Here is an 11,677-nt window from a genome sequence, read left to right on the forward strand (position 1 = left end):
GTACGGCGCCGTGGAACTCGCCCGGCAGGCCGCAGCCGCCGGGCGTCCGGGTGCGCTGAGGGAGCTGGCGGCACTGCGTGAACGGACCGGTGACCGTGAGGGCGCCGAGGCCATGCTCCGAGAGGCCGCCGACGCCGGGCACACCGAGGCGATGATGAAGCTGGCATTGCTGCGCAAGGCGGCCCATGACCTGGAGGGTGCCGAGGAATTCGCCCGACGGGCAGCCGCCGCGGGCAACGCACAGGGGCTGGCCTATCTGGCGTGGTCACAGGAGGACGCCGGCGACAAGCGGGGTGCCGAAGCCCTCGCCATGCGGGCCCACCGGGCCGGGCACCACGAAGTCCTCGCAAGGCTTGCGCATGCGCGGGAGCTTGCCGGGGACCGCACCGGTGCCGAGGCGGTCGCCCGGCAGGCTGCGGCCGCTGGGGAGCTCGATCCGCTCAACCATCTGGCGCTGGGGCGGGAGCAGGCCGGCGACAGGGAGAGTGCCGAGGCCTTCGCCCGTGAGGCCGTAGCCGCCGGAGACGGCGGCGAGACGCTGGACGGAGTGGCCGTGTTCCGCCGCCGTCACTCCGAAGAGGAAGCCATGGCCCTGGTCCGGGAAGCTGCCCGTGCCGGTAGCCACTACGCATTGGCCCGCCTGGCGAAACAACTCGAGGAGGCAGGAGACACCCAGGGCGCCGAAGCCCTGCACGTGGAGGAGGCCAATACCGGGTGCATACCGCGCCACGACAGCAAGAGGCGGTGGCCGTACGGACTCGACCCGGACGGCTCACCCACCCCTTGCTGGGGCTGACCCCCGTGGGCGGTCACGCACACCACCGCCCCTCCCTCCGGGTCCGGAGGCCGAAGGGGAGGCATCTAACGGTCCACTGCCCGTGCGACTCGGTCAGGAGGCGTGGCCGCGGCCGACCTACCGGGCCCCAGCGGCTCGGCCCGAGGCGAGCTCCGCCGCGACTGCGACGGCCCATTCGTCCCCGAAGCCGGGCTGGCCCGACTTTCGGCTCGCCCAGCGCGAGACGCCGGCGGAGCAGATGCGTCGGCGGGCGGGTGTCGTCCACGCCGCGCCACCGGTCGAGCCGGCCCGTGCCGCGCTCCGGTCCGCCTCGTACTCGGCTACGCCGGGCGGCGCGCAGGGGCAGATGGCCGAGCAGAACCAGCGTCCCGTACGCCACGCAGCGGGGGAGGTACGCCATGAGGTTGGACAGCGTGTCCCATGCGGTGCGCGCAGGGCTGGGGGCCAGCGTGTTCACGTCGGCGTCTGACTCGCCGGGGTGGGAGATGCCCGCGATGACCTGGAGTGGCAATGCCTTACCTTCCGCCCGGAGCCAACGGGACTTGGGCCGATTGATCACGCGTATCGATGAGGATTTCGTCGCCGTGCCAGACGTTTAATAGCCGGAAAGCTAGACGCGGGCCAACGGGGCCACTCTGTTCCACCCCGGTCGACGACGGCCTGCGGAAGCTCGGCCAGGCGCCGGTGCACCACGTACGCCCGGCTCGCCAGGACAGCATTCAGGCAGCTGTCCCAGGCCGGCCATTTGCGCGGCGCCCCATCGCACCCAGCCATACTGGACCAGCCAGTTGAGATCAGCTGAAGGGGGACGATGCCGATGTCGGCTTCGACACCATCGGAAGAACCGGTGATCGCATCGATCACCGGTTTCCAGTGGTCGAGTGAAGAGTCGGTGGCCTACGAGGCCGCAATCGAAGCGATCAACGGAGCGGTCGGCGCGTACACGGCGCGGATCCATGCCGAGCGCAGCAAGGCTGCGCCCGACGGGGAGTTGGTCGGGCTCTGGCGCGAGCGGCGTGGGGAGCTGGCCAAGGTCCGGGAGCAGCTCGACCCGGCCGACCACGAGCAGATCGCCGAGGTCCGCCGTCGTTACGCCGCTCTGACGCGTCAGTTGATGGAGGACTGATGACCGACCCCGAGGCTGCCCGGTACCTGTTACCGGAGGCTCAGAACAGAGGCAACTTCCTCGGCGAGATCGTCCCCGATCAGTTCGCCGGGCGCCTGCCGCAGCAGAAGCGGACGGTGGTGTTCCTGGTCGGCCAGCCCGGTGCCGGCAAGACCCGTGTGGGCCACATGCTCGCCAACGCCTTGAACAAGCGCGGCGGCTTCATCGACGTGGACAGCGACCTGTACAAGCCGTTCCACCCGGAGTACGCCCACCTGATGCAGCAGGATGACAAACTCATGGCGGCCTCCACGCGGGCGGACGGCCGCAGGTGGATGGCCCAGGCGCATGACTACGTGCGTGAGAACCGGTTGAACGCCGTCATCCAGGAGACCTCGCAAGACGGCGAGGCGGTGGCGGCGACGATGCGTGCCTACCGGGGAAGCGGCTTCCGTGTCGAGGTCGTGGCCATGGGGGTGTCCGAGGCCATGAGCAACCAGGGAATCGTCAACCGGTATCACGAGCAGGTCAAGGAGCGTGGCAGCGGCCGCCTGACGGTCCAGGCGAATGCCGAGCAGTCCTACAGCGGGATCCTCGAACTCGCCCGGCTCGTCGACGAGCATGCACTGGCCGATCACGTTTCGGTCTTCCGCAGAGGCGAGGGTGAACCCCGGTATTCCAATGTCCTCGACGACTTCGGGCAGTGGCAGCGGCAACCGGGCCTGGCGCAGGCGATAACGCAGGAGCGTTCCCGTCCGTGGACGGTTCCGGAGAGCGCTGACTTCCTCCAATCGCAGGGCAAGCTCCACCTGGAAATGGGGCCTGAGTGGGCGGATTCCCTGACCTGTATCAACCAGCTGGCCCGGCCGACGCTGCATCCTCTCCCTCTGCTGAGCGATCACGAGCTCTCCACGCAGGGAGCTCGTGCGGCGGTTGCCGTCCAGGCAGCTGAGCGGCAGACGGACGCGGGGCGGACGCCCCAGCCTTCCCTCGACGAGCGGCTGGCGCTGCTCGCCGAGCGCGGGGCATCGGCTGCTGACCTCGAGCGGGCGCGGCATTCCCTTGAGGAGGACCGGCTGTACGAGTCCGCGCGATCGGCGCAGGCTGCCGAACGGATCGCGGGGTTGCAGGTGGTCGTTTCCTCGCTCAGCGCCGAGCAGGAGCGTCGCCGGATGCTGCCGCCCTCGGTCCACAAGGCGGAGACTGCCGGCCGGAACCACCAGGCCGCGCTCGAAGCAGCCGTACAGCGCCCGGCTCAGGAGGCACCGCGCATCCGGCCGCCGGAGCATGAGGGCCCGTCGCGGCCCTTGTAGCCGCTGCGGTCTGCGGCGAGGGCTCGGATGACGTGATGGCGTTGAGCGAGGGCACTCGGCAGGACCAGTCGGCGCACGGGGCACCGCTGAACACAGGAGCATTGCCGACGGAGCCGGCCGCTCGACCTGGATGGTGATCGCCGCCCACACCCAGCTCCGCCTTGCCCGCCCCATGGCCACCGACCTCCGACGGCCATGGGAGAGACCGGCCGAACCGAACATGCTCACCCCCGCCCGCGTCCGACGCGGATTCAGGAACCTCCACACGAAGACCCCAGCACCCGGGTGAGCACCGAAACCCACCCGGCCCGGCCCCGGCCGAACCACTCGGATCGAAGAACCGCCATCTGGCACCACGCCACGACGTCGGCGGCGTTCACGCCACCGGCGAGGCCTATATCCCACCCGCCCATCACCAGAAGGGCACCAAACCCCGACGCAAGCGATGAGGTCCACCCCGCGGCGATGAACCGCAACTGGTCCAGTTGAATGGATGCATGAGAGAAAACCCGGGACTGAAGAGGGGTCCGTACGGCATACCGAAGGACATCGTCCTGCTGGCAACACCGAGCGGCTGGCGCCACAGCACCACCACCGTAGACGGCACGCTCATTTGTGGGCGGCTGACCAGAGTGCCCATCACGGCTACCGCCGAGCAGGCCAAGGAGGCCGCCGCCGCGCTGCTGGTGGAACTCGGACGCGAGTTCCACAGAACTGCCCTCGAAGTCACCTGGGAACCCGATCAGGTGCCCGGATCCTGCAGCGGCCGCATCCACCCAAGCCCTGAATCGGGAGCAAGCCGATAGCACGACCCATCGCGGATCATCACGCGGCAACCGCTCCTACCTGCGCAGCCGCGGCATCAAGGCAGTCATCCCCGAGAAGAAGGACCAGGCCGCCAACCGGAAGAAGGAGGGCGCAAAAGGCGGCCGGCCCGTCAGTCACGACGCCGGCCTCTACAAGGAACGGAACACCGTCGAGCGGCTGATCAACAAGCTAAAGGCCTGGCGCGGCATCGCCACCCGCCACGACAAGACCCCGGACAGCTACCTCGCCGGCCTCCACCTCCGCGCCGCGTGATCTGGATCGACGACCTCCTCAAAGACGCCGACTGATCACAACATCACACAGACCCTAGTGCTCTGACCGCATAGGTTCACCGGGTTGATGGGCAGGCACCGGATGTCGCGGGTTCTGTAGGTGTAGGGCTATGGCACGATGCGGCGATGATCACCTCGCCCATTCCGCCCGTCGTCGCCGCAGGCCACATGGCCAAAATGAAGCAGCCCGTGCTGGCTCTGCCCAGCGGTTTGGAGCTACGCCCTTGGGGTGTCAAAGACGCCGATGCTTTGGTAGCCGCTGCCCAGGAACCGGCCATTCGCCAGTGGAACCGGCTCGTCGTGACCTCGCGGGAGGAAGCGCGCAAGCGGATCGAGCGTATGCGCGAGCGTTGGGAGAACGAGCAGAGCGCGATATGGGCCATCGCCCGGCCCGATGGTGGTCAGGCGATGGGACTGATTGGCTGGGGTGACATCGACCTCAGTGGCGGTAGTGCTGAAATCGTGTACTGGATCCTGCCGGCAGGACGCGGGCGGGGCGCCGTGGTCGAGGCGGCGAAGCGCGTCAGTCAGTGGGCGTTCGACGACCTTGGGCTGCACCGGCTGCGGCTGTGCCATGCGGTAGCCAACGAGGCATCATGCCGAGTAGCGGCGAAGGCCGGCTACTCCCTCGAAGGCACGATGCGTAGCGCCCTGCTGCACGAAGACGGATGGCACGACGAGCATCTGCACGCCCTGGTGCACGGCGACATCTGATGCTGTGAGGGTGGTCAGGCTGCGGTTGGTAGTGGTCGGCCGCCCCAGCGGATTCCCTTCTCGCTGCGGATACGGGCGCGTTCGCGTCGTTGTGCTGCGAGGACGTCGGGGTGGCGGGTGTTCTTGTTGCGCCGGCGCAGGAGGCGTGCAGGGCCCCTGGTCTGGACGGTGTGGTTCGGATGGTGGGAGTTGGCCAGGGTGAACCGCCGCAGCGGTCCGAAGTGGGCCTCGATGGGGTTCGCCCAGGACGCGTAGGTCGGGGTGAAGCACAACTCGACCTTGTTCTTCGCCGCCCACCTGCGGAACTTCCAGTTCAGGTGGGCGGAGAGGTTGTCGAGGATCACGTAGACGGGTCCACCGTACGAGCGTGCGGTTCGGATCGGTCGCAGGGCGGCCCAGGTGTGGTCGATGCCCTTGCGCCGTCGGTTGATGCCCCACAGCTTGTCGTCGCCGACCAAGTAGCAGCCGTGGAAGTAGGTGATGCCGTGGGTGCGGCGGAACGTCGCCGCCAGCCGGTCTGGCTGACCCTGCCTCTTCCAGCAGGATCCGGCAGTGGGACGGATGCCGAGGGGGCCGAACTCGTCGAAGGCGAACGTGCGGTCCGGACGCTCGTTGACCGCGTACTCGATCCGGGCCAGCTTGGCGTCGAAAGCCGGATCTGGCGACTCCTTCCAGGTCTTGGTGCGCTGGAACGAGATCCCCCGGCGGGCCAGCAGACAGCGAGGGCCTCCCGGCCGATCCGGAGGGGCCGGGAGATGCTGCGCCGCAGGTGGTCGGCGAGTTTGCGGATCGACCAGCGGGTGAAGGACTTGCCCAACATGGTCGGCCGGGTGGTGGCCGTCTGGACGACGAAGTCCTCGTCGTAACGGTTCAGCAGGCGGGGACGGCCTCCCGCCCACTGAGGGTTGAGACATGCGAGCCCGATCTCGTTGAAGCGGTGGATCACGTCGCGGACGGTGTCCTCATCCGCCTGAACCAGCCGCGCGATCACCGGGACCGTACTGCCGCCGGCCGACGCCAGCATCATCGCCCGCCGAAACCGCACCGAGCTGGTACTGCCCCGCCGCACGATCTGCTGCAGCTTCTGCCCATCCTGCACGGTCAGCCCGCGGACCCCGACCGGCAACGCCATAACCGCCTCCCCTGCCAGCCGACGTCGTCACATCCGACCAGCACAACGAGCAACCCGGCGAACCTTCCCGGTCACAGCACTAGCACGGCCGCCCCGGCCTCCTTCGCAGTGGCCTAGCTGATACCTCCGGCCGATCTCGCGCAGGCTCTGCCACTCGCCGCGCCGGAAGGGCTGACGCGCTGGACGTCGGCCGTGCCGGCGACCAGCACGCCCCCGGGGTGATCGGACCGGGCTCGCCGGGAGTGCTGCGGATCAGGCAGAGGCACGCGGCGTAGGCGCCGTGGGCGGTGCGGGGGCGGCGGCTGCCCGGGGCGTCGCAGCAGTGGTCCTGCGGATCCGCTGCCGGGTTGGCCAAGCGGCTCCACGCGCGTGCTCTCGCCGATGGTCAGCCCGAAGTCGCGGGCAAGCTGACCTACGTCTTCGGCAGTGCGTACTGCGCGGAGTGCGGCGCCCTCTTCCGCGTCGATCACGCCATCGTGGCCCGCTGGGGCGGTTGACCTGCGACACGCCATGGACCAAACCCTGCGCCGCGCTGCCATCTGCTATGCGCCCGACAGCGGGGCGCGGCCGTCCAATCGCTGGTCAGGCTGGCGGGACTGAGTGGAGCGCCAAATGGCGAACAGGCCGAGGCCTACGCTGGTGACCGTGGTGAATGCCGTCGGCCCGGCCACGGTGCACGGCAACTGCCAAGGCCATGAAGGCGACGAGCACGATCAGGTCTGTTGTCCGGGAGCGAGGACACCCCGTGGGCGCGGAAGACGATGTAGCCGAGTTTCAGCAATGCCCGGTTGATTGACTTGCTCCAGACAACACGTGCATCCGCCGCTGGGGTTAGTGCGGAGCTTGACGGCGTGCTGGGCACGGTCAGGGTGCACGTGATGGACCAAAGCCTCGCCGCGAGGTTCGCAGCCCTGCGGACCGAGCCGCCAGTCAGTGCCGGCCGGGCGGTAGGCGGGCGGCCCGGTTCAGGAGTCGAGGTGGCAAAATGACGCGGTGTCCGACTCTCTCCGTGAACTGTGGCTGCGTGGCGTCGCCTTCAACGCGGCGGCCCCCGCCGACGTGCTGATACGCCTCCTGGACGAGGCGTCCGGTGAGGCCGGCTTGCTGATGTGCGAGGGCCGCGACCTGCCCGACGCCGTCATCGACGCGGCTCTGCGCCACCCGGTCGAGCGGATCCGTCGTGCCCTCGCTCGCAACCTCCACGTCGACCCCGCACGACTCGCTCCCTTGGCATCGGACCCATCAGGGCTCGTCCGTGCCTACCTCGCCGGCGGCTCCCGGCGCCCGCCCCGGTGGGTCCGGCCCCTGCCGGACGACATCCTCGTCACCTTTCTGACCGCCCAAGAAGGAGGCGAGGACGGCAAGGTCACCGAAAAGGAGATCGTCTGGGAGCTCTGGTCCTCCCGGCAGGTCCCTCCGTCTTTCCCTCGGGACGTGGCTGGTCACGATCACCCTGCGCTCCGCCTGTACGCCGCCTTCCAGTGGCGGTCGCTCACCGCTGCGCAGCGCACTGCCCTGCTTGACGACCCCGACCCCGCCGCGGGAAGCAGCCAGGAAGGGAAGTCGACAGCTGTACCCGGAGGCGGTGGAGGCCGAGCTGCCGCCCATCGGATCACGCCACGCGGTGTCCGTGCTCAGCACCTGTGCCCTGTCACCGCGGTCGTCGAGCGGTGCTTCGCGAACGACGAGGTGTATCCGCTGGCCGTGAACCGCCATACCCCGGCCGACGCCCTCGCCCGGCTCGTCCGCCACCCCGATGCGGAGATCCGCAGGCTCGTCGCCACCCGGCCCGACCTGGGACCGGAGGCGGAGGAGCTGAGGCAGGATCCGGACGAGGAGGTGCGGATGCGTGCCCGTCTCCAGCCCTCCATCCGTACCTGGGACGAATTCGAGGCGGTCCACAGGGTCGTCGGCCACGGCCCCGATTGCACCTGCCCGATCACGGAGCCGTCCACCGAGCCGTCGCCCGACTGGTACGCCACCTGCGCGGCATCCGAGGAACCGGTGCTCCGCCAAGTCGCGGCGAGCTGGCCCGGTCTGCCTGCTGAACTCGTCGACACACTGGCATCGGACGAAGACGAGAAGGTACGGATCCGACTGGCCTGCCACCACCCACTGGCCCCGCCGTATCTCCTCCTGGATGTCTTCGTGACCCGCCCGGCCCACCGCCCGCACCTGCTGACCCTGCCCGCCTTCCCCCGGGCCGGCCACACCCACCTCATCGGCCACCCGGACCCCCAGGTACGCGCCCTGGCCGCAGCCGACCCCACCCTAGCCGACCCCACCCTGCCCGAACCTCCTCTGGCGGACCCCGACGATGCAGTCCGCCGGGCAGCCGCGGCCAACCCGATCCTGACACCGGAGACCCTGGAAACCCTCCTCACCGACCTCGGCACCGCAGAGGGCGCCGCGGCCAACCCGTCCCTCCCCGTGCCCCGCATGCACACACTGCTCGACCACTGCCTGAACGGCGCCGCCACCCCGCCCACGGCAGCCGGACGCTGAGTGACGAGGCCCACGCGGCGACACGGGCATGGGGCAATGGCTGTCTGCCATCGGCTGACGCCAACACGCCGGGCCAGCGTCTCCGGCACTCATCAACATTCAGAACACCAGCAACGGGCAACTGATTCTGCGACTCGTCCACGAACGTTCTCGCTTCACACCTACGCAGCCACGCCCCCGTTCTACGACTGCTCACGCTCAGGCGGGACCAGATCGGTCCCCGTGCGGGTGCGCTTCGTCCTAGTGATGGCGGCTGTGTCGTTCTTGCCGTCGGCATGCTCGCCGACCGCTGCGTTCAGCGAGGTGGGGGTGTCGTCCCTGCCCAAGCCGGGCGGCGGGCCGACCCGTCCCCGCCGGACAACGAACGGTGCTGGCAGGGTGTTCGGCCATTTTCGGCGCTGGTCACATCAGCAGGTTCTACGGTGGATCACCCCGCACGTCAGGGGGACACGTGAGCGAGCCGACCGTGGGGATGGCGCCGCCGAACCCGGACGACTATGCGCAGAGTGGCTGGCTTCGCGATGGACCTGCGCCGCCGCACCGCTTGCGGCCAGCCCGCGCTGTGCGTGGTGGCTTCGGCCGCACCCCCGGCGTGCCCGCTGTCGGTTTCCGCAGTCAGGAGGCTCTGGGCCGGCAAGCGCCTGCCGTGTCTGGACTTCTTGATTGTTCTGGGTCGAACCCTGCTCACTCTTCCAGGATGGCCGCTCCGTGGGCCGCGATGATGTGCGGGTCAAACGGTGGCACAGTCGTTGGCCAGAAGTCGAAATCTCAAAGCCTCGCACTCGGCCCTTGGCATCCACCGCACTCCCCCCATGAAACGGTGGCACCGTCCTTGGATGCTCCCTCGGAAGTCGCCGTCCCGCGACGGCACACAGCCCCCAGCAGCCTCCGGCGCAGGGCTACACGTTGCTGCGCATCGCGGATGGTCATCCCGACACCGTGGGCCCGCTGGTGTTCTCTCCCGACGGCCGTCTGCTCACGATTGCCAATGACATCCAAACTGTGCGGCTGTGGGAACTGCCTAGCCTCCTGGGGAGGCAAGCCCCCAGGCCCGTGAAGAATGCGGTGCCGGATGCACGACGGCGGTGGACGTCGAGCCTGTTTCTTCTCCGAGAGGGGAGCAGGGACACGGGGGGGGGCGGCGTCGTGTTCTCCGCGGGAGGAGAAGAGATCCGCCCCTGCTCGGGAAGTTAACCGCTTCGGCGTCGAGGGCCTCCGGCTGGAAGCTGGACAGCCAAGGGCACGACAACCGGCCCCCGGAGGGCATCCTGGAGGCCAACGGATCAAGAGCCGGTTGAAGACATCGTGTTCAACGACTGTACGTATCCTTACGATTAGCTCCACGATCGGTCTGATAAGTACATGAATCGGAGATGGCCACTTGATGCGCATCGTAATGCAGCCGGCACGCCGGTCCGAGAAGGTCGTCAGGAAGCACTACGAGGACACGATCGCCAGCTCCGTCGACTTCCAGGCCCACGCCCATTTGCTCGAGCCCGGTGTCGTGGACCAGCTCAAGCAGCTGTTCCCCGAGGGACGTGCCCAGATGTGGGGCATCGTCCCCGGAAAGAAGAACGTCAACGTCGCGCAGGTCAAGAAGATGAGCCCGGGCGACTGGGTGTTCTTCACCGGTGACAAGAAGGCCTACTTCGGCGGCACCATAGCCCTCATGTGGCGCAGTCCCGCGCTGGCGACCAAGCTGTGGGACACCAACGACGACGGCCAGACCTGGGAGTACATGTACGCCCTGTCCGGCACCCGCGGGTTTGACATCCCCATCACTGAGATCCGCGAGCTCCTGGGCTGGAACCCGAAGCGCAACATCATGGGCATAACCGTCCTCGGCGAGGACGACAGCGACACCCTCCAGAACTTTCTCACGCTGGATCCGGCCCCCGCCGCCGTCCTGGCGGACGATCCTGGCCAGGACGAGGAGGCGGTCGCCGCCTACGACGGGGAACTCGAGCGCAAGGCCATCCGTGCTCAGCGCGGCGAACAGGCCGCCCTCAAGCGCCGCCTCCTGCCCGGTCCCACCGGCGAGTGCGCGCTGTGCGGACGGATACTGCCCGGCACGCTCCTGATCGGGGCACACATCAAGAAGCGTGCCATGTGCACCGACGAAGAGAAGCGCGACCTGGCCAACATCGCCATGCTCGCCTGCACGCTGGGCTGCGACTCCCTCTACGAACACGGCTACATCACCATCGCCGAGAACGGCACCATCCAGGCCAGTCCCCTCGCCGCGGACATCCCCGAGATAGACACCCACATCCACACCCGGCTCGCTGGCCGGACGGTCACCTGGTGGAACCCGAAGCGGGAGCCCTACTTCCGCTGGCACCGCACGCACACCTTCAAGCAGGCGCCGTCAGCGTGAGTGCCGGACACGCACCGCCGACCCCGCCCAGCGTCAGCAGGCCGCTGAGATGCTCGGACGCTACGCCACCGTCTTCGGCCTGGCCGAGGAGGACGCCGCCTGACCGACGCACCACCACTCGAACCAGCCCCCGCCCCGCCGGGGGAATCGTTGTGGCGGAGCTCAGGCCGCCCGCAGCATCGAACGCCGCTACCGGCACACCATCAACTACCGGACCCACCTCGCGGCCGGCCACCGCTACGGGTCTACCGCATCCGCCTGACGCCCGGAGAGGACCCCGCCGCGTACTGGGACAGGTACAAGCCCTACCGCGGCGAGGAACTGCAGCAGCGCCCGTCCGCTAATCGCTCCACCTGGACCGGCCTGCCCGGGGAAAGATCCGCCGCGTCCACCCCGTAGTGCTGTGGCCCCAACTTTGCAGGCGCCGCGCGGTGCCACTGCCCGGCCCCCTGAAGACCATCCCCGAGGGTTCGGGGAGCAGTTGACTCCACCACCTCTGATGCCAACGGCATGGGGACCATCCCCGCGGGTGCGGGGAGCAGCTGTGTGACGGTCTGCTGAAAGATCGCGATCGGGGACCATCCCCGCGGGTGCGGGGAGCAGGCCGCGGGCTCCAGCACCTCGATGACGGCCTC

7 protein-coding genes and 4 pseudogenes are annotated in these 11,677 nt (G+C 68.7%); 10 read left to right on the top strand and 1 reads right to left on the bottom strand.

Annotated elements, in window-relative coordinates; genetic code table 11:
• The 7 genes and pseudogenes from VR44_RS24395 to VR44_RS24415 all read left to right on the top strand — a co-directional run.
• A pseudogene (locus VR44_RS24395) lies at window positions 1–796 on the top strand (hypothetical protein); the annotation flags it as partial.
• 847 nt (window positions 797–1,643) lie between these two features.
• A complete protein-coding gene (locus tag VR44_RS24405) occupies window positions 1,644–1,922 on the top strand; it encodes a hypothetical protein (protein WP_052713800.1) in 279 nt (92 codons plus the stop codon).
• Complete coding sequence (locus VR44_RS24410; protein ID WP_052713801.1) at window positions 1,922–3,214, top strand: zeta toxin family protein; 1,293 nt, start codon at window positions 1,922–1,924, stop codon at window positions 3,212–3,214. Before VR44_RS24405 ends, VR44_RS24410 begins: the two co-directional genes overlap by 1 nt.
• 112 nt (window positions 3,215–3,326) lie before the next feature.
• A pseudogene (locus VR44_RS47465) lies at window positions 3,327–3,663 on the top strand (NF041680 family putative transposase); the annotation flags it as partial.
• A gap of 48 nt (window positions 3,664–3,711) precedes the next feature.
• Window positions 3,712–4,020 (top strand): hypothetical protein, encoded by a 309-nt coding sequence (locus tag VR44_RS45260; RefSeq protein ID WP_157880393.1) that lies wholly within the window; start codon window positions 3,712–3,714, stop codon window positions 4,018–4,020.
• Window positions 4,021–4,036: 16 nt separating this feature from the next.
• Window positions 4,037–4,329 (top strand): annotated as a pseudogene (locus VR44_RS42885) (IS5/IS1182 family transposase); the annotation flags it as partial.
• A gap of 111 nt (window positions 4,330–4,440) precedes the next feature.
• Entirely contained in the window at window positions 4,441–5,028 is a 588-nt protein-coding gene (locus VR44_RS24415) for a GNAT family N-acetyltransferase (protein WP_045949734.1), read from the top strand.
• 14 nt (window positions 5,029–5,042) lie between these two features.
• Here the strand turns inward: VR44_RS24415 and VR44_RS46470 are convergent.
• Window positions 5,043–6,160, bottom strand: a pseudogene (locus VR44_RS46470) (IS630 family transposase).
• A gap of 347 nt (window positions 6,161–6,507) precedes the next feature.
• On the opposite strand from VR44_RS46470, the gene VR44_RS24425 reads away from it, so the two are divergent.
• The 3 genes from VR44_RS24425 (at window position 6,508) to VR44_RS24435 (ending at window position 11,042) form a co-directional block, all read left to right on the top strand.
• On the top strand, window positions 6,508–6,657 hold the full coding sequence (locus tag VR44_RS24425) for a hypothetical protein (protein ID WP_157880394.1): 150 nt from the start codon (window positions 6,508–6,510) through the stop codon (window positions 6,655–6,657).
• 496 nt (window positions 6,658–7,153) lie between these two features.
• A complete protein-coding gene (locus VR44_RS24430; RefSeq protein WP_245692153.1) occupies window positions 7,154–8,665 on the top strand; it encodes a hypothetical protein in 1,512 nt (503 codons plus the stop codon).
• Between the two features lie 1,384 nt (window positions 8,666–10,049).
• Window positions 10,050–11,042, top strand: coding sequence for a hypothetical protein (locus VR44_RS24435; RefSeq protein WP_045949736.1), 993 nt, complete (start codon window positions 10,050–10,052; stop codon window positions 11,040–11,042).
• Window positions 11,043–11,677: the final 635 nt, after the last annotated feature.

This window comes from Streptomyces katrae, assembly GCF_000966975.1.
In the GTDB taxonomy this organism is placed as follows: domain Bacteria; phylum Actinomycetota; class Actinomycetes; order Streptomycetales; family Streptomycetaceae; genus Streptomyces; species Streptomyces katrae.

Coding starts and splice junctions, on each gene's coding strand:
- VR44_RS45260 (WP_157880393.1), top strand. CDS start 3,712: ATGAGAGAAAACCCGGGACTGAAGAGGGGTCCGTACGGCATACCGAAG.
- VR44_RS24415 (WP_045949734.1), top strand. CDS start 4,441: ATGATCACCTCGCCCATTCCGCCCGTCGTCGCCGCAGGCCACATGGCC.
- VR44_RS24435 (WP_045949736.1), top strand. CDS start 10,050: ATGCGCATCGTAATGCAGCCGGCACGCCGGTCCGAGAAGGTCGTCAGG.
- VR44_RS24410 (WP_052713801.1), top strand. CDS start 1,922: ATGACCGACCCCGAGGCTGCCCGGTACCTGTTACCGGAGGCTCAGAAC.